Consider the following 17,286-nt stretch of genomic DNA (forward strand, 5'->3'; position numbering starts at 1 on the left):
GCGCGCGGGGGTATGCGTTTTGCTGCGCCGGGGCCTGAGTTTTTCTCAGAATGATTTCATAAATGTGTTGAACAAAGTTCATGTGATTGACATGACGGCTTCCTAGCATCGCGGCCGAGCGCGCTCGCTCCTCAACTCTCCGGCGCGCCGCCCCCCATGAAACTCCCGAACTTTCCCTCCCTGCCCGCGGTCCGCGGCAGGCTGTCATCGGCCCCTTCCACGCGCCGCACGTCACGCGCCGCGCTGGCCACCCTGAGCGCCGTCTGCGTGCTGGCACTGAGTGCCTGCGGCGGCGGCAGCGGTGGTGGCGGCGGCTTCTTCGGCTTCGCGCCGCCCTCGGGCGGCGGTCCCGCGCAAGGCGACAACGGCCAGGACGGCGGCACGCAGCCCGCGAGCTTCGCGTTGTCGCTCGCGGTCGAGGGCAGCGGCGACGTCGAATCGCTCGACGCCAGGCTGGCCTGCGGCCCCGGCAGCTGCACCGGCGCCAGCGCCGACTACGCCGAAGGCAGCACCGTCACGCTCAACGCCACGCCCGCGCACGGCTTCGTGTTCGCGGGTTGGCAGGGCACCTCGTGCGAGGGCGGCGACACGCGCTGCGTCGTGACCGTGAAGGCCGCGCAGCGCATCGCCGCGAAGTTCACGCAAGCCGCGCCGTCGATCCCCGCCGGCACCTGGCTCAAGGGCGACACGCACGTGCACGACGACCACTCGTCCGACGGCAGCGCGGCGCGCCAGCTCAACGACGACAAGGGTCCGGGCAACACCGGCATCGCCGACCAGATCGGGCAGGGCACGCGCATGGGCCTGGAGTTCATGCCGCTGACCGACCACCGCACCTACGACCAGCACTACGACTGGAACTGGGAGTCTCCCTCGCTGCTGCTGGTGCGCGGCGAGGAAGCCAACGGCAGCCCGCACGCCACGGTGCAGGGCGGCGTCGATTCGATCGTGCAGGGCGCCGCGCGCGCCGACCGCCAGCCCTTCACGCACCTGCAGCAGTCGATCTGGGACGCGCACAGCCAGGGCGCGAACTGGACCGTGGCGCATCCCAACGACGGCGAGACCAATGCCGACGGCTCGTTCAATGCCTATGCCAACGTGCAGGGCGTGGACCTGGTCGAGACCTGGAACGGCACGCCGAGCCCCGAGACCGTGCTGGCCGACGCCTATGCCGAGAAGCTGTGGAACGCGGGCTTCCGCTTCGGCATCGCGGGCGCGAGCGACAGCCACATGCGCGAGCTGTGGGACGGCGAGGGCACGGTCTATCCGATCTCGAACCCCGGCATGCCGGCCACGCAGCTGCTGTCCAGGGCCTACAACGAGCGTGCCATCGTGCAGGCGCTGCAGCGCGGCCACACCAGCCTCTCGTACGACCCGAACGGTCCCTTCGTCTCGATCGCCACCGACCTGCGCGGCGGCGGCTACACCGCGATCGGCGGCGACGAGGTGTTCGTGCCGGCCGGCACCGCCGGCCACCTGCGCATCGACGTGCGCCGCGCCGCGGGCCTGGACGTGTTCGTCTACCGCGCGCCCGGCAAGAGCGCCGGCCCGCTCAAGAGCTTCAAGCCCAAGACCGATGCCGAGAGCTTCATCGTCGACATCGCTGCCGGCGACAAGCCCGACTGGTACCGCGCCGAGGTGCGCGGCATGAGCACGCCGCAGCCCTGGGCGCCGGTGTCGGTCGACGAGGTCAAGGCCACCGTGTCGCCGATCTTCGTCTCGCCCGCGCCGGTCGAGGCCAAGCCCGCGACGCCGATTCCCGCCGATGCCGGCACCGAGGACGGCGCGCTGCGCGTGGCGGGTGCGCGCGGCGGCTTCGCGGGCTTCCCCGACATCGCGGTCGCCGACGGCGCGCTGCACTTCGTGGCCGAGCTGCATGGCGCCTCGAGCAGCACCGTGGTCTATCGCCAGCGCGATGCCAAGGGCGTGTGGCGCGACGCGGGCCGCACGCTCAGCGGCCAGGGCCAGGCGCGCTTTCCGCGCGTGGCCGCGCGCGGCAACGAGGTCTGGGTGGCCTGGGAGGAGGACGCGGTGCAGGTGCCGCACCGGCCCGAGATCAAGCTGCGGCATTCGGCCGACGGCGGCGCCAACTGGGACGCCACCGTGACCGTGCGCGCGGTCGAGGGACGCGCCGAGCATCCGGCGATCGCGCTGTCGGCCGGCGGCAAGCCCGTGCTCGCATGGCAGGAGATCGCGGCCCATCAGGCCTTCGACATCATGGCGCAGGAGATCGGCACCGATGTCCAGCCGCGCAACCTGTCGGCCGCCGGCAAGGTGACCGATCCCGGCATCGCCAGCGACACGCGCACCCCGCGCTATCCGGCCTCGGTGCTGCCCTCGGTGGCGGTGGCGGCCGACGGCCGCGTCGCCGTGGCCTGGCAGGACGACCGCAGCGACAAGGATCCGCTGTGGACCGGCGCCGCGAGCTACGGCGAGGGCACCACGCCCGACGACTGGCAGGTGCAGGTGCTGGTGCGCGAAGCCGGTGGCGCCTGGGCCGCGAAGCCGGCCGAGATCGGCACCTCGGACCGCGCCGATCGCCATCCGCAGATCGCGTTCGGCGCCAAGGGCGAGCTGGTCGCGGTCTGGGAGAGCAAGGAGCTCGCCGCGAGCGGGCGCAACCTCTCGGTGCGCGCCGCGGTCTCGGGCGACGGCGGCAGGTCCTTCGCGGCGCCGGTGGTGGTCGGCGCCGACGACAAGACCATGAGCGAGCGGCCGCGCCTGGGCGTCGATGCCGACGGTGCGGTGCGCGCGGTCTGGTACGACTCGCGCTCGGCCGACTGGCGCTGGCGCGTGATGACTGCGGTGTTCCGCCCAGACAGCGGCTGGGAGCCCGGCACGCTGCTGATGGCACGCGGCAACAACAGCTGGCCCGTGACCGCGGGCGGGCAGGTGGCGTTCGCCAGCACGCGCAACGCGCAGCGGCTGCAGCGCGATCCGACGCAGCAGGTGTTCCTGCTGTCGCTCGCGAAGCCGTGAGCTGAAGACGAACTGAAGAAGCGGCGGCGGCCGCATCCGGCGCGGGCCGCGGCGTTCCCTCGGGAACTCCGCGGCCGTCTTCATTTCTACCAACAAGCCGTAACGGAGCGGCGAATCCGCTGGGCTAAACTCGCCGCGAACCCGGGCCAGGGCCTCGCGGCAGCGCCCGTCTCGCACCTCCATTCCAGGGAAATCACACATGCAGAAGACCGCCTCGACGCCTCGCGCCATGCACCGCCTCGTATTCGCACTCGCCTCGGGTGCGGCATTGGTCGCGGGCCTCTCGGCCTGCGTGCCGCTGGTGGTCGGCGGCGCGGCGGCGGTGGGCGTGGGCATGGTGGCGACCGACCGCCGCAGCTCGGGCGCGCAGCTCGACGATCAGGGCATCGAACTGCGCGCCGCGGCCCGCGTGCGCGACATCGCCAACGACCAGATGTACGTCAGCGTGACCAGCTACAACCGCCAGGTGCTGCTGACCGGCGCGGTGGGCAACGAGGCCGACCGCCGCCGCGTCGAGGAGGTGGTGCGCGGCGCCGACAACGTGCGCTCGGTGGTCAACGAAATCACGCTGGGCGCGCCCAGCACCTTCCAGGACCGCTCCAACGACCTCTACATCACCGGCAAGGTCAAGGCCTCGCTGCTCGATGCCAAGGACATCTTCGCCAACTCCTTCAAGGTCGTGACCGAGCGCGGCACGGTCTACCTGATGGGCATCGCCACGCGCCGCGAGACCGACCGCGCGACCGAGGTGGTGCGCAGCGTGACCGGCGTGCAAAAGGTGGTGCGCGTGGTCGAGGTGGTGAGCGAGGCCGACCTGAGCGGCGCGCAGCGCGGCGGCACCGGCGTGTCCGCGCCCGCGCCCGTGGCGCCGGCTTCGCAGCCGCAGCCCGGCACCTCGTCGCGCGTGCCGCTGCCGCCGATGGAGCCGCTGCCGGCACCGGCGCCCGCGCCGGCCGGTGGCGTGACGACCAGCCCGATCCGCTGAAGTCTTTCCGCCCACCAACGAACAAGGCCCCTCGACGGGGCCTTGTTCGTTTCCGGGTGAGCCAGGGGCTTGCTACTTCAGCCGCGTGATCAGGCTCGAGGTGTCCCAGCGCGTGCCGCCCGACTGCTGCACGTCGGCATAGAACTGGTCGACCAGCGCGGTCACGGGCACGCGCGCGCCGTTGCGCTTGGCCTCGTCGAGCACCAGGCCCAGGTCCTTGCGCATCCAGTCGACCGCGAAGCCGAAGTCGAACTTGCCCTCGATCATGGTCTTGCCGCGGTTGTCCATCTGCCAGCTCTGGGCGGCACCCTTGCCGATGACCTCGAGCACCGCCCGCATGTCGAGCCCCGCGCGCTGGCCGAAGGCAATGGCCTCCGACAGGCCCTGCACCAGGCCCGCGATCGCGATCTGGTTGACCATCTTCGCGAGCTGGCCCGCGCCGCTCTCGCCGAGCAGCGTGACCGCGCGCGCGAAGGCCGCGGCCACCGGCTTGATGCGATCGAAGGCGGCCGCGTCGCCGCCGCACATCACGGTGAGCGCGCCGTTCTGAGCGCCGGCCTGGCCGCCCGACACCGGCGCGTCGATGAACTGCAGGCCGCGTTCGAGCGCGGCCTTGGAGAGCTCGCGCGCCACGTCGGCCGAGGCGGTCGTGTGGTCGACGAAGACCGCGCCCTTCGTCATGCCGGCGAAGGCGCCGTCGTCGCCGAGCACCACCGAGCGCAGGTCGTCGTCGTTGCCGACGCAGCAGAACACGATGGTGGCGCCGGCCACCGCTTCGCGCGGCGTGGCGGCATGGCGGCCGGGGGCGCCGAACTCGTCGACCCAGGCCCGGGCCTTGGCCTCGGTGCGGTTGTAGACCGTGACGCCGTGGCCGGCCTTGGCCAGGTGGCCGGCCATCGGCCCGCCCATGACGCCGAGGCCCAGGAAGGCGACGGTCTGCGCGGGAACGGATTCGTAGGTGCGGGGGTTGATGCTGCTCATGGGCCCGAGCTTAAAGCCATTCGGCGACAGCCTGCACTCGGGGGACATGGCCGTGCCGGCCCAAACCTGTACGTGAACGTACACGTTGGAGTAGAATCAACCCATGAGCTCCCCGGCCCCCCCGCCCAAGTCCCTCACCGTTCGCGATGCCGCGGCGCAGCTCGGCGTGACGCCGCGCACGCTCAAGTACTACGAGGAACTGGGCATCGTGGTGCCGGTGCGCAGCGAGGGCCGCTACCGGCTCTACGAACCGGCCGACCTCGAGCGGCTGGCGCGCGTGCTGCGCATGCGCTCGCTGGGCTTCTCGCTCACCACCATCACCGAGATGCTGCGCCAGCCGATGGAGGCGCCGGCCGAGGGCGGCCGGCCGCGGCTGTCGAATGCCTCGCTCAAGTCGCTGCGCGACACGCTGGGCGCGCAGCTCGCCACGCTCGACACCCGCGTGGCCCAGGTGCGGCGCGAGCTCAAGGAAGCCGCGGCCCTGCAGGCCCAGCTGCGCCGCGACCTCGACTACGTCGAGCGCCGGCTGGCCGGCGAACCGGTGGAGGAGGCTCTCGCGCAGCGGCGCGCGGAGCGTCCGGCGTCATGAACGCACCGGCCCTCGCCCGGCAACCGCACGGCCTCTCGGCCATGGCGTGGATGCCCTGGGCGATCGGGCTGGTCACGGCGGTCGACTACTTCGACAACGCGCTGTTCGCGTTCTTCGCCAGCTACATCGCGGGCGGCGTCAACGCCTCGCCCGACGAACTGGTGTGGGCCTCGAGCGCCTACGCGCTGGGCGCGGTGCTCGGCATCCTGCAGCAGCATGCGTGGATCGAGCGGCTCGGCTACCGCCGCTACCTCGCGCTGTGCATGTTTGCCTTCGCCGCGGGCGGCCTCGGCGCCGCCTGGTCCGACAGTTCCACCCAGCTCGCGCTGGCGCGCGGCGTGCAGGGCTACTTCGTGGGGCCGATGCTCGGCGCCTGCCGCATCCTGATCCAGATCGGCATGCCGGCCGAGCGCCGCGCCAGGGCGCTCAAGGCCTTCATGGTGCTGATCGTCTTCGGCGGCGCGCTGGCGCCGGTGGCGGGTGCCTTCCTGGTCTCGAACTTCGACTGGCGCTGGCTGTTCGGCTGCACCGTGCCGGCGGCGGTGCTGATCGGCCTGCTGGTGCTGTGGGCGCTGCCCGACCTCGGCGACGTGGAGCCGCACGAGCGCACCGCGCCGCACCATGCGCCCTACCTGGTGTTCGCGCTGGCGCAGGCGGCGCTGCAGGTGGTGCTCACGCGCACCCACTTCGAGCTGTTCACCGGTTCGCCCGCGCTCGTGGGGCTGGCGCTGGCCGGCCTCGCGGGGCTCGCGTGGTTCGGCTGGCACCAGTGGCACCATCCCGCGCCGCTGGTGCGGCTGCATGCGCTGCGGCAGCCGGGCTTTCGCGTCGGGCTCGCGCTCTACGTCGTCTATTACTACCTGTCGACCGGCTTCAGCTACCTGCTGCCGCGGCTGATGGAAGGCGGGCTCGGCTTCAGCGTGGGCAACACCGGTTACTTCACGGGCGCGATGTCGCTCGCCACCGGGCTGCTGGTGTTCGTCTACCTGCGCTACTCGGCGCGCCTCGCGCGCAAGAAGTGGCTGATCGTCGCGGGCTTCGCGATCGCCGCGCTGGCGTCCGCCTGGCTCGCGCGCGTCACGCCGCAGTCGGGGCGCGAGGCACTGGTCGGCCCGCTGCTGCTGCGCGGCCTGCTGATGCTGTTCGTGGTGCTGCCGGTCGCGAACCTCACCTTCCGGCCCTTCGCGGCCGAGGACTTCGCGCACGGCTACCGGCTCAAGAACCTGGTGCGGCAGCTCGCGATCTCCTTCGCCACCTCGAGCGTGATCGCGCTGCAGCAGCACCGGCTCGCGCTGCACGAGACCCGGCTCGCCGAATCGGCCAACGCCGGCAACGCGGGCTTCATGCAGGCGCTCGAGGGGCTGACGCGGAATTTCGCGGCGCTCGGCCATGCGGCCGGCGAGGCGCATGCGATGGCGCTCGGCACCCTGTGGCGCACGCTCGAACAGCAGGCCACCTTCATGGCCTCGCTCGACGGCTTCACGGCGATCGCCGTGGTCGCGCTCGCGGCGGGCGTGTTCGCCGCCTGGCAGCGGCAGATCGACTGACCGAAGCGGAAGCGGACAGCCGGACGCAGAGGGCGCGAAGGTTACGCAGAAGTCGCAGAAGTCGCAGAAGGAACAGCCAGAATTTTTGGTTCTCCTTTTGCGACTTCTGCGCGCTTTGTCCTTCTCGTGCGTTCGGCTGTCCGATCCCGAATTCAGACGATCGCGAAGTGCTCCGTGCCCGCGGCCAGGTCGGTGCTGCGCGCGCGCTGGCTGTTGAGCTTGATCTGCAGCCGCAGGTCGTTGGCCGAGTCGGCGTTGCGCAGCGCATCCTCGAAGCTGATCGCGTGGCCCTCGAACAGGTCGAACAGCGCCTGGTCGAAGGTCTGCATGCCGAGGTTGCGGCTCTTCTTCATGATCTCCTTGATCTCGCCGACCTCGCCCTTGAAGATCAGGTCGGAGATCAGCGGCGTGTTCAGCAGGATCTCGACCGCCGCCACGCGGCCCAGGCCGTCCTCGGTCGGCACCAGGCGCTGCGAGACCAGCGAGCGCAGGTTCAGCGACAGGTCCATCAGCAGCTGGGCGCGGCGTTCCTCGGGGAAGAAGTTGATGATCCGGTCGAGTGCCTGGTTGGCGCTGTTGGCGTGCAGCGTGGCCATGCAGAGGTGGCCGGTCTCGGCGAAGGCCACCGCGTGCTCCATGGTCTCGCGGTCGCGGATCTCGCCCATCAGGATGACGTCGGGCGCCTGGCGCAGCGTGTTCTTGAGCGCCGCCTCCCAGCTGTCGGTGTCGATGCCCACCTCGCGCTGCGTCACCACGCAGTTCTTGTGCGGGTGCACGAACTCCACCGGGTCCTCCACCGTGACGATGTGGCCGAAGGAGTTCTCGTTGCGCCAGTCGATCATCGCGGCCAGCGTGGTCGACTTGCCCGAGCCGGTGGCGCCCACCAGGATGCACAGGCCGCGCTTGGTCATCGACACGTCCTTGAGCACCTGCGGCATGCCCAGGTCGTCGATGGTCGGCAGCTTGGCCGGGATGGTCCGCAGCACCATGCCGACCTTGCCCTGCTGCACGAAGGCGTTGACGCGGAAGCGGCCGATGCCGGTCGGCGAGATCGCGAAGTTGCACTCCTTGGTGCGCTCGAACTCGGCCGTCTGGCGGTCGTTCATCACCGAGCGCGTGAGCGCCAGCGTGTGCTGCGCGCCCAGCGCCTGCTGCGAGACCTTGGTGACCTTGCCGTCGACCTTGATCGCGGGCGGGAAGTCGGCCGTGATGAACAGGTCGCTGCCGTTGCGGCTCACCATGAGCTTGAGCAGGTCGTTGATGAACTGGCTGGCTTGATCGCGTTCCATGATGGGGGCTCCGGAGGGCTGGGGGGTCAGCCGGGGAAGTTTTCGGGGATCTTCGCTTTGCTGCGGGCTTCCGCGGCGGAGATCGTATTGCGCCGCACCAGGTCCGTGAGGTTCTGGTCCAGCGTCTGCATGCCCTGGCCCTGGCCGGTCTGGATGGTGGAGTACATCTGCGCCACCTTGGCCTCGCGGATCAGGTTGCGGATGGCCGGCGTGCCCAACATGATCTCGTGCGCCGCCACGCGGCCCATCCCGTCCTTGGTCTTGCACAGGGTCTGCGAGATCACCGCCTGCAGCGACTCCGACAGCATCGCGCGGACCATCTCCTTCTCCTCGCCCGGGAACACGTCGATGATCCGGTCGATGGTCTTGGCGGCCGACGAGGTGTGCAGCGTGCCGAACACCAGGTGGCCGGTCTCGGCCGCGGTCATCGCGAGGCGGATGGTCTCGAGGTCGCGCATTTCGCCGACCAGGATGGCGTCGGGGTCCTCGCGCAGCGCCGAGCGCAGCGCGTTCGAGAACGACAGCGTCATCGGCCCGACCTCGCGCTGGTTGATCAGGCACTTCTTCGACTCGTGCACGAACTCGATCGGGTCTTCCACCGTGAGGATGTGGCCGTACTCGTTCTCGTTGAGGTAGTTGATCATCGCGGCCAGCGTGGTCGACTTGCCCGAGCCCGTGGGGCCGGTCACCAGCACCAGGCCGCGTGGCTTGAGCGCGAGTTCGCCGAAAATCTTCGGCGCATTCAGCTGCTCGAGCGTGAGGATCTTCGAGGGGATGGTCCGGAACACCGCGGCCGCCCCGCGCGCCTGGTTGAAGGCGTTGACGCGGAAGCGCGCCAGGCCGTCGATCTCGAACGAGAAGTCGACTTCCAGGAACTCCTCGTAGTGCTTGCGGTGGGTGTCGCTCATGATGTCGTAGACCATGGCGTGCACCGCCTTGTGGTCCAGCGCATCGACATTGATGCGGCGCACATCGCCGTGAACGCGGATCATCGGCGGCAGGCCGGCCGACAGGTGCAGGTCGGAGGCCTTGTTCTTGACGCTGAACGCGAGCAGTTGGGTGATGTCCACGGGGCTCCTCGAACGGGTTTCGGTGACGTTTTGATACGAATTTGGACGATTATGACGATGATTGGCGACGACCTCCAGCATGTGCGGCAGCGGATCGCGACGGCCTGCGCCGACGCCGGCCGCGCGCCCGGCGCGGTGCGGCTGCTGGCGGTATCGAAGACCTTCGGGCCCGAGGCGGTGCGCGAGGCGCATGCCGCCGGCCAGGCGGCCTTCGGCGAGAACTACGTGCAGGAAGGCCTGGACAAGATCGCCGCGCTGGCCGACCTGCGCGCGGACCTCGAGTGGCACTGCATCGGCCCCCTGCAGAGCAACAAGACGCGGCCCGTGGCCGAGCAGTTCGACTGGGTGCACAGCGTCGACCGGCTCAAGATCGCCGAGCGTCTCTCGGCCCAGCGCCCGGCCCACCTGCCGCCGCTGCAGGTCTGCCTGCAGGTCAACGTGGACGGCGGCGCCAACAAGTCCGGCGTGACGCCCGAGGACGCGCTGCCGCTGGCGCGCGCTGTGGCGGCGTTGCCACAGCTGGTGCTGCGCGGGCTCATGGCGATCCCCGAGCCGGCGCCCGATTTCGAGGCCCAGCGCGCGCTGTTCCTGCGCGCGACGGCGCTGTTCGACCAGATCCGCGACGCGGGCATCGCGCTCGACACCCTGTCGCTGGGCATGAGCGCCGACCTCGAGGCGGCGGTCAGCGCGGGCAGCACGATGGTGCGCATCGGCACGGCGATCTTCGGCGGCCGGCCGAAGAAGGCGGCCTGAGCGGCGCGGCTCAGATCCCGAGCGGGATCCGCGCGCTGCTCTTCACTTCCTCCATCACCGCGTAGGTGCGCGTCTCGCGCACGCCCGGCAGCTGCCACAGCACCGTGCCCGCGAAGTCGCGGTAGGCCGCCATGTCGGCCATGCGCGTCTTCAGCAGGTAGTCGAAGCCGCCGGCCACCATGTGGCATTCGACGATCTCCTCGCGCACCTGCACCGCGGCCTTGAATTGGTCGAACACGTTCGGCGTGGTGCGGTCCAGCAGCACCTCGACGAAGACCGTGAAGCCGCGACCCAGCCGCTCGGCGTCGAGCCGCGCCTCGTAGCCCTGGATGAAGCCCTCGCGCGTGAGCCGCTGCACGCGCGCGAGCACCGCCGTCGGCGACAGCGCCACCGCCTCGGCCAGCTTGAGGTTGGTGATGCGGCCGTCTTCCTGAAGAATCTTGAGCAGCCGGAGATCGACGCGGTCCAGGTCGGTCATGGAATGTGGGATGGCAAGGGTTCTGGTGAATTATCCGGAATTGACGTCGAATTTTGGTGAAAGATTCGCCATCGAGGCATGGACCATAGCCAATCCAACCAAGGAGAAGACATGCGCCTGCCCGACCCCTACCGACCCGAGCCCGAGGTCGTCGCCCATCGACTCGCCCTGCTCGAGGGTGCGCTCGACTGGACCGCGGCCTCGACCGTCGCCACGCCCTGGGTGCAGGCGGTGCGCGACCATCCGCCGCCGTTCTGGGCCATGGAGAGCCTGCTGCGCGAATACCCGATCTCGAGCGCCGAAGGCCTCGCGCTGATGCGGCTGGCCGAGGCGCTGCTGCGCGTGCCCGATGCCGAGACCGCCATCGCGCTCACGGCCGACCAGCTCGGCCGCGCCGATTTCGAGGGAGCGGCCGATTCCACGCTGTCGCGCCTGTCGTCGGCCGCGATCGCGATGTCCAAGCGCTTCCTGCCGGAGGCCGACCATCCGCCGGGCCTGATGGCCCGGCTTGGCGCGCGCACCGTGGTCGCCGCCACGCTGCGCGCGGTGCAACTGCTGGGCCGGCAGTTCGTGCTGGGCCAGACCATCGCCGAGGCGATGGACGAGGCCCGTGCCGCGCACCGCAAGCAGTCCGCCCTGTGCTTCAGCTACGACATGCTCGGCGAGGGCGCGCGCACCGACGAGGACGCCCTGCGCTACCTCGAGAGCTACACCCGCGCCATCGCCGCGATCGCCCAGGGCGCCGATCCCGCCGCCGCGCCCGAGCGCAACGACGGCATCTCGATCAAGCTCAGCGCGCTGCATCCGCGCTACGAGGACGCGCAGCGCGAGCGCGTGCTGCGCGAGCTGGTGCCGCGCGTGTGGCTGCTGTGCGAGCGCGCGGCCGCGGCCAACCTCAACCTCACCATCGATGCCGAGGAGGTCGACCGGCTCGAGCTCTCGCTCGACGTGTTCGACGCGCTCGCGGCCCGTGTCGCCGCCGAGCATCCGCAATGGCGTGGCTTCGGCCTCGCGCTGCAGGCCTACCAGACGCGCGCGCTCGAGCTGATCGAGCACGTCACCGCGATCGCCCGCCGCTACGGCCTGCGGCTGATGTGCCGGCTGGTCAAGGGCGCCTACTGGGATGCCGAGATCAAGCGCGCGCAGGAACTCGGCCTGCCGCACTACCCCGTGTTCACCCACAAGCACCACAGCGACGTCAGCTACCTGGCCTGCGCCCGGGCGCTGCTGGCCGCGCCCGACGCGATCTATCCGCAGTTCGCCACCCACAACGCGGGCACCATCGCGGCCATCCTGCAGATGGCGCAGCGCCAGGGCGCGCCGTTCGAGCTGCAGCGGCTGCACGGCATGGGCGAGGGCGTCTACCGCGAGGTCATGAAGCACACCGGCGCCTCGGTGCGCGTGTATGCGCCGGTCGGCCGCCACAAGGACCTGCTGGCCTACCTGGTGCGCCGCCTGCTCGAGAACGGCGCCAACTCCTCCTTCGTCAACCAGCTCGGCGACCCCGGCGTGCCCATCGCCACGCTGCTGGTCTCGCCGCTGTGGCTGGAGCGCGAGAGCCCGCAACTGCCGCTGCCGCCGCTGCTCTACGGCCCGGCGCCCGCGCGGCGCAACAGCGACGGGCTCGACCTCACGGTCGACGCCATGCGCGCGCCGCTGTTCGCGGCGCTGGCCGCGACCGCGGTGCCGGTCGTGCCCGAGGCCGATCCCGCGAGCGCCGCGCGCGCCGTGGCCGCGAGCGCGACGGCCTCCCGCGCCTGGCGCAACACGCCGGTGGCAACGCGCGCCGCCGCGCTGCGCCGCGCGGCCGATGCCTTCCAGGCGCAACTGCCGCGCCTGTGCGCGCTGCTCGTCAAGGAGGCCTTCAAGACCTGGGGCGACGCGGTGTCGGAGGTGCGCGAGGCGATCGACTTCCTGCGCTACTACGCCGACGAGGCCGAGCGCCTGATGCAGCCGGTGCTGCTGCCCGGCCCGACCGGCGAGCGCAACGAGCTGCGGCTCACCGCGCGCGGACCCTGGGTCTGCATCAGCCCGTGGAACTTCCCGCTGGCCATCTTCACGGGCCAGGTCGCGGCCGCGCTCGCCACCGGCAACACCGTGCTCGCCAAGCCCGCCGAGCAGACGCCGGCCATCGCGCGCGAAGCGGTCGCGCTGCTGCATGCGGCGGGCATTCCGGCCGACGCGCTGCAGCTGCTGCACGGTCCCGGCGAGACCGTGGGTGCCGCGCTGGTGGCCGCGCCCGGCGTGGCCGGCGTGGTGTTCACCGGCTCGACGCAGGTGGCGAAGATCATCCATCGCGCGCTGGCGGGCAAGGACGGTCCGATCGTCCCGCTGATCGCCGAGACCGGCGGCATCAACGCGATGCTGGTCGACTCGAGCGCGCTGCCCGAGCAGGTGGCCGATGCCGTCGTGCAGAGCGCCTTCCGCTCGGCCGGCCAGCGCTGCTCGGCGCTGCGGCTCCTGGTGCTGCACGAGGGCATCGCCGACGGCACGATCGAGATGATCCGCGGCGCGGCGGCCGAGCTGTCGGCCGGCGACCCCGCGCTGCTCGCGACCGATGTCGGCCCGGTGATCGACCGCGAGGCGGCCGACAACATCCGCCGCCATCTGGCGCGGCTGGACCGCGAAGCGAAGCGCGTGCTGGCGCCAGCCGCAACGGACGACGCATCGTCCACCCTGATCGCGCCGGCGGCCTATGAAGTGGGTGCCATCGAGGACGTGCGCAGCGAGATCTTCGGCCCCGTGCTGCAGATCGTGCGCTGGGGCTCGGGCGCGCTGAGCGATCCGGCCGAGGTGATCGAGCGCATCAACGCGCTCGGCTACGGCCTCACGCTCGGCATCCAGACGCGCATCGATTCGCGCGCCCAGGCGCTGGCCGTGCGTGCCCACGTGGGCAATGTCTACGTCAACCGCAACATCATCGGCGCGGTGGTCGGCGTGCAGCCCTTCGGCGGCGAAGGGCTCAGCGGCACCGGGCCCAAGGCGGGCGGGCCGAACTACCTGCCGCGCTTCTGCGCCGAGCAGACCGTGACGGTCAACACGGCGGCCGCGGGCGGCAATGCGGCCCTGCTGAGCACGGTGGCGTAGCGCCGTCGCGCCACGCCACCGCGCGACCTCAGCGCACCGTGCTCTGGCCGTGCGCGGCGGCCTGGCGATCGAGCTGCTCGATCAGCGCGCCGTAGGCCGGGCTGGCGCGCAGCCGCGTGTATTCGGCCTGCGCCTGGCGATAGCCCGCGCGGGTCGGGTCGGCACCCGCTTCACCCGACTGCTTCGCGGCCAGGCCCGACTGCATCCACAGCCGCGTGTCGGCGGCCACCGCGGCGCGGCTGTTGGCCGACACCGTGGCCACCTGCTGCTGCGGCGTGCCGTCGGTGTAGCCCTGCGTGGGCGCGGTCTTGAGCCATTGGCGCGCTTCGGCCGTCACGGCTTCGCGCGTCGTCGACGAGCTGAACGATGCGGGGCGCGGATCGCCCTCGGCGTAGTTGCCCGCGAAGCTCGGCGCGGCGGCGGCGGCCAGCAGCGCGGCGAAGGCGGCCGTGCCCAGCAGGCGGGTGGTGCGGACGGTGCGGTGTTGCGAGGTCTTCATGTCGTCGTTCCTTTCAGTGGTGGGACGTGGTGGTTGAACCCGGTGGGAGCGAAGCGGGCCGGTGGGCCGCGTGGTCTTCGTCTTTCCTTGCCACCGACTCTAGGGAACGCAAACCGGCGATCGATAACCCGTTGATGACGATTTCGTCATCTGCCGCACCGCAGCAGGAAAGCCCCGCGCGGGGGCGTCAAGCGACTCTTGCATAACCGCCCGTCGCGGCATGCATAAGCCATGGCGCGGCGCGCGGGACGGGACTATCGTTCGCCCATCATTCCAACCAAGGGACTCTCATGAGCGAAAAACTCTCCTTCGTCGCGCCGACGGCCAACAGCCCCTGGGGCACCTACCTGTCGCAGGTCGATCGCGTGGTGCCCTACCTGGGCCCGCTCGCCCGCTGGGTCGAAACCCTCAAGCGCCCCAAGCGCGCGCTGATCGTCGACGTGCCGATCGAGATGGACGACGGCACCATCGCCCACTTCGAGGGCTACCGCGTGCAGCACAACATGAGCCGCGGCCCGGGCAAGGGCGGCGTGCGCTTCCACCCCGACGTCACGCTCGAGGAAGTGATGGCCCTGTCGGCCTGGATGACCATCAAGACGGCCGCCGTCAACCTGCCGTACGGCGGCGCCAAGGGCGGCATCCGCGTCGATCCGAAGAAGCTGTCGCAGAACGAGCTCGAGAAGATCACGCGCCGCTACACCAGCGAGATCGGCATCATCATCGGCCCGCACACCGACATCCCCGCGCCCGACGTCAACACCAACGGCCAGATCATGGCGTGGATGATGGACACGTACTCGATGAACGTCGGCGGCACCGCCACCGGCGTGGTCACCGGCAAGCCGCTGCACCTGGGCGGTTCGCTGGGCCGCGTCAAGGCCACCGGCCGCGGCGTGTTCGTCACCGGCCGCGAAGCCGCGCGCCGCCTCGGCCTCGACCTGCGCGGTGCGCGCATCGCGGTGCAGGGCTTCGGCAACGTGGGCTCGGTCGCGGCCGAACTGTTCGCCGAGGCCGGCGCGAAGATCGTCGCGGTGCAGGACCACACCGGCACCATCGTCAACGACAAGGGTCTCGACCTCGCGAAGCTGGTGCCGATCTCGCGCACCGACGGCGTGGTCGGCTTCAAGGCCGGCGGCGACATCGTGCCGAACGAGGACTTCTGGAGCGTCGGCTGCGACATCCTGATCCCCGCCGCGCTCGAAGGCCAGATCACGGCCGAGCGCGCGAAGAAGACCACCGCCAAGCTGGTGCTCGAGGGCGCCAACGGCCCCACCGTGCCGCAGGCCGACGACATCCTCGCCGAGCGCGGCGTGCTGGTGGTGCCCGACGTGATCTGCAATGCCGGCGGCGTGACCGTCAGCTACTTCGAGTGGGTGCAGGACTTCTCGTCCTTCTTCTGGGACGAGGACGAGATCAACGTGCGCCTCGATCGCATCATGATGAACGCCCTCAACCAGATCTGGGACACGGCCGACAAGCACAAGATCACCTTGCGCACCGCGACCTACGCGGTGGCCTGCGAGCGGATCCTGATGGCGCGCCAGGAGCGCGGCCTGTATCCCTGATGTTTTTTTGACGGCGCGCGCGGCTACGCTCGGGGGATGAGCATTTCCCCTTCGCAGCCTCCTCTCTCGCTCCCCGCCGACAGCCTCGCGCGTCTGCGGTCCCTCACGGCCGGCGGCCAGCGCAAGCTGCTCGGCCTGGTCGGCGCCCCCGGCGCCGGCAAGTCCACGCTCGCGGCGCTGCTGCGCGACGCGCTCGGCGCCGAGCGCGCGCAGGTGGTGCCGATGGACGGTTTCCACCTCGCCAACGTCGAGCTGCGCCGGCTCGGCCGCGCCGACCGCAAGGGCGCACCCGACACCTTCGACAGCGCCGGCTACGTGGCGCTGCTGCGGCGGCTGCGCGAACAGCGGCTCGGCGGCGACATCGTCTATGCGCCCGAGTTCCGGCGCGAGATCGAGGAGCCGGTGGCGGGCGCGATCGCGGTGCTGCCCGAGACGCAACTCGTGATCACCGAGGGCAACTACCTGCTGCACGACGGCGGGCCCTGGGCCGGCGCGGCCGCACTGCTCGACGAGGTCTGGTACGTGGACATCGACGATGCGCTGCGCGAGGCGCGGCTGGTGCGCCGGCACGAGCAGTTCGGCCGCAGCGCCGAGGCGGCGCGCGCGTGGGTGGCGCAGACCGATGCGCCGAACGCGCGGCTGATCGCGGCCACGCGCGCGCGGGCACACCACGTCGTCGTGCTTTCCTGACCGCTGGCTGATCCCCGGGAACGCGCGGCTGCTCATCGCGCTCGAAGCCGGGCCGGCAGCCCGCCGGTTAGCATCCGCCACGCCATGCCGACCCTGCCTTCGATCTCCCTTCGCCCCCGTCCTTCCGTCCTCGTCCTGGCGCTGCTGTCGGCGCTGGTGCTCGCGGGCTGCGGCAGCGGCGGCTCGCGCCGCGTCTCCTACGACACCGAGGAGTTCGACTCCACCACCACCCATACGCGCAGCTACGAGGCCACCGAGGCCCAGACCTGCGAGGCCGCGCGCCGCGCGCTGCTGAGCCAGGGCTACATGGTCACGGCCGCCAATGCCGACCTGGTCACGGCCCGCAAGAGCTTCCAGCCCGCGGCCGAGGTGCATGTGGAGGTCGAGTTCCGCGTGGTCTGCGCGGCCGAGGGCGGCCGGGGCGGCAAGGGCGCCAGGCCGAAGAGCACGGTGGCCTTCGCGACCGCGCTGCAGGACCGCTACGGCCTCAAGAAGGTCAACAACTCGGCGAGCCTGGGCGTGGGCGCCTTCGGCTCGCTGTCGCTGCCGCTGACGGGCAGCGACGACGCGATGGTCAAGGTGGCGAGCCAGACGCTGACCGACGAGCGCTTCTACGACCGCTTCTTCGCGCTGCTCGACCGCTTCCTCGAAGGCCAGGAGCCGGGCGCGGAAGAGCCCGAGGACCTGCCCGAACCCGCGCCGCCGGCACCCGCCGCTACCCCGGGCCCGGCCACCACCTTTCCGGTGCCCTCGTCGCCCAACCGCGGCTGACCC

Annotated in this window: 14 protein-coding genes; 9 read left to right on the forward strand and 5 right to left on the reverse strand. The window is 71.0% G+C overall.

Annotated features, from left to right (window positions below):
- The first annotated feature begins 156 nt into the window (after window positions 1-156).
- On the forward strand, window positions 157-2,979 hold the full coding sequence (locus KV106_RS22345) for a CehA/McbA family metallohydrolase (RefSeq protein WP_261212412.1): 2,823 nt from the start codon (window positions 157-159) through the stop codon (window positions 2,977-2,979).
- Window positions 2,980-3,178: 199 nt separating this feature from the next.
- A complete protein-coding gene (locus KV106_RS22350; protein ID WP_261212414.1) occupies window positions 3,179-3,964 on the forward strand; it encodes a BON domain-containing protein in 786 nt (261 codons plus the stop codon).
- 72 nt (window positions 3,965-4,036) lie between these two features.
- Here the strand turns inward: KV106_RS22350 and KV106_RS22355 are convergent, their stop codons facing one another.
- Window positions 4,037-4,945: an NAD(P)-dependent oxidoreductase gene (locus KV106_RS22355; protein WP_261212416.1), complete on the reverse strand. Its 909-nt coding sequence runs from the start codon at window positions 4,943-4,945 to the stop codon at window positions 4,037-4,039.
- A 103-nt stretch (window positions 4,946-5,048) separates the two neighbouring features.
- On the opposite strand from KV106_RS22355, the gene KV106_RS22360 reads away from it, so the two are divergent.
- Both KV106_RS22360 and KV106_RS22365 read left to right on the forward strand, forming a co-directional pair.
- Complete coding sequence (locus tag KV106_RS22360; protein WP_057594009.1) at window positions 5,049-5,534, forward strand: MerR family transcriptional regulator; 486 nt, start codon at window positions 5,049-5,051, stop codon at window positions 5,532-5,534.
- Complete coding sequence (locus KV106_RS22365) at window positions 5,531-7,081, forward strand: MFS transporter (RefSeq protein WP_261212418.1); 1,551 nt, start codon at window positions 5,531-5,533, stop codon at window positions 7,079-7,081. Before KV106_RS22360 ends, KV106_RS22365 begins: the two co-directional genes overlap by 4 nt.
- A gap of 152 nt (window positions 7,082-7,233) precedes the next feature.
- On the opposite strand, the gene KV106_RS22370 is transcribed toward KV106_RS22365, so the two are convergent.
- Complete coding sequence (locus KV106_RS22370) at window positions 7,234-8,370, reverse strand: PilT/PilU family type 4a pilus ATPase (protein WP_057594011.1); 1,137 nt, start codon at window positions 8,368-8,370, stop codon at window positions 7,234-7,236.
- A 26-nt stretch (window positions 8,371-8,396) separates the two neighbouring features.
- Entirely contained in the window at window positions 8,397-9,440 is a 1,044-nt protein-coding gene (locus tag KV106_RS22375; protein WP_057594012.1) for a type IV pilus twitching motility protein PilT, read from the reverse strand.
- Between the two features lie 51 nt (window positions 9,441-9,491).
- Here KV106_RS22375 and KV106_RS22380 point away from each other — a divergent pair, with 51 nt between their 5' ends.
- Window positions 9,492-10,193 (forward strand): YggS family pyridoxal phosphate-dependent enzyme, encoded by a 702-nt coding sequence (locus KV106_RS22380; RefSeq protein ID WP_261212419.1) that lies wholly within the window; start codon window positions 9,492-9,494, stop codon window positions 10,191-10,193.
- Window positions 10,194-10,203: 10 nt separating this feature from the next.
- Here the strand turns inward: KV106_RS22380 and KV106_RS22385 are convergent, their stop codons facing one another.
- Window positions 10,204-10,671 (reverse strand): Lrp/AsnC ligand binding domain-containing protein, encoded by a 468-nt coding sequence (locus KV106_RS22385; RefSeq protein ID WP_057594014.1) that lies wholly within the window; start codon window positions 10,669-10,671, stop codon window positions 10,204-10,206.
- A 111-nt stretch (window positions 10,672-10,782) separates the two neighbouring features.
- Between KV106_RS22385 and KV106_RS22390 the strand changes: the two genes are divergently transcribed.
- Window positions 10,783-13,758 (forward strand): L-glutamate gamma-semialdehyde dehydrogenase, encoded by a 2,976-nt coding sequence (locus KV106_RS22390; protein ID WP_261212420.1) that lies wholly within the window; start codon window positions 10,783-10,785, stop codon window positions 13,756-13,758.
- Window positions 13,759-13,786: 28 nt separating this feature from the next.
- Here the strand turns inward: KV106_RS22390 and KV106_RS22395 are convergent, their stop codons facing one another.
- Window positions 13,787-14,257 carry a hypothetical protein gene (locus KV106_RS22395; RefSeq protein WP_093354401.1) on the reverse strand — a complete coding sequence of 157 codons (471 nt, stop codon included), beginning with the start codon at window positions 14,255-14,257 and terminating at the stop codon, window positions 13,787-13,789.
- A gap of 290 nt (window positions 14,258-14,547) precedes the next feature.
- Between KV106_RS22395 and KV106_RS22400 the strand changes: the two genes are divergently transcribed.
- The 3 genes from KV106_RS22400 (at window position 14,548) to KV106_RS22410 (ending at window position 17,283) form a co-directional block, all read left to right on the forward strand.
- Window positions 14,548-15,822 (forward strand): Glu/Leu/Phe/Val family dehydrogenase, encoded by a 1,275-nt coding sequence (locus KV106_RS22400; RefSeq protein WP_057594017.1) that lies wholly within the window; start codon window positions 14,548-14,550, stop codon window positions 15,820-15,822.
- A 36-nt stretch (window positions 15,823-15,858) separates the two neighbouring features.
- The gene (locus KV106_RS22405; protein WP_261212423.1) at window positions 15,859-16,512 is read left to right on the forward strand and encodes a nucleoside/nucleotide kinase family protein; all 654 of its coding nucleotides are present in this window, start codon (window positions 15,859-15,861) and stop codon (window positions 16,510-16,512) included.
- Between the two features lie 84 nt (window positions 16,513-16,596).
- Window positions 16,597-17,283 (forward strand): DUF2242 domain-containing protein, encoded by a 687-nt coding sequence (locus KV106_RS22410; RefSeq protein ID WP_057594019.1) that lies wholly within the window; start codon window positions 16,597-16,599, stop codon window positions 17,281-17,283.
- Window positions 17,284-17,286: the final 3 nt, after the last annotated feature.

This window comes from Variovorax endophyticus (genome assembly GCF_025376855.1).
GTDB lineage: Bacteria > Pseudomonadota > Gammaproteobacteria > Burkholderiales > Burkholderiaceae_C > Variovorax.

Bases quoted from the DNA above. Each gene is read 5' to 3' on its own strand.
- KV106_RS22395 (WP_093354401.1), bottom strand. From the start codon at position 14,257: ATGAAGACCTCGCAACACCGCACCGTCCGCACCACCCGCCTGCTGGGC.
- KV106_RS22380 (WP_261212419.1), top strand. From the start codon at position 9,492: ATGACGATGATTGGCGACGACCTCCAGCATGTGCGGCAGCGGATCGCG.
- KV106_RS22365 (WP_261212418.1), top strand. From the start codon at position 5,531: ATGAACGCACCGGCCCTCGCCCGGCAACCGCACGGCCTCTCGGCCATG.
- KV106_RS22370 (WP_057594011.1), bottom strand. From the start codon at position 8,370: ATGGAACGCGATCAAGCCAGCCAGTTCATCAACGACCTGCTCAAGCTC.
- KV106_RS22355 (WP_261212416.1), bottom strand. From the start codon at position 4,945: ATGAGCAGCATCAACCCCCGCACCTACGAATCCGTTCCCGCGCAGACC.
- KV106_RS22350 (WP_261212414.1), top strand. From the start codon at position 3,179: ATGCAGAAGACCGCCTCGACGCCTCGCGCCATGCACCGCCTCGTATTC.
- KV106_RS22390 (WP_261212420.1), top strand. From the start codon at position 10,783: ATGCGCCTGCCCGACCCCTACCGACCCGAGCCCGAGGTCGTCGCCCAT.
- KV106_RS22360 (WP_057594009.1), top strand. From the start codon at position 5,049: ATGAGCTCCCCGGCCCCCCCGCCCAAGTCCCTCACCGTTCGCGATGCC.
- KV106_RS22410 (WP_057594019.1), top strand. From the start codon at position 16,597: ATGCCGACCCTGCCTTCGATCTCCCTTCGCCCCCGTCCTTCCGTCCTC.
- KV106_RS22345 (WP_261212412.1), top strand. From the start codon at position 157: ATGAAACTCCCGAACTTTCCCTCCCTGCCCGCGGTCCGCGGCAGGCTG.
- KV106_RS22400 (WP_057594017.1), top strand. From the start codon at position 14,548: ATGAGCGAAAAACTCTCCTTCGTCGCGCCGACGGCCAACAGCCCCTGG.
- KV106_RS22385 (WP_057594014.1), bottom strand. From the start codon at position 10,671: ATGACCGACCTGGACCGCGTCGATCTCCGGCTGCTCAAGATTCTTCAG.
- KV106_RS22405 (WP_261212423.1), top strand. From the start codon at position 15,859: ATGAGCATTTCCCCTTCGCAGCCTCCTCTCTCGCTCCCCGCCGACAGC.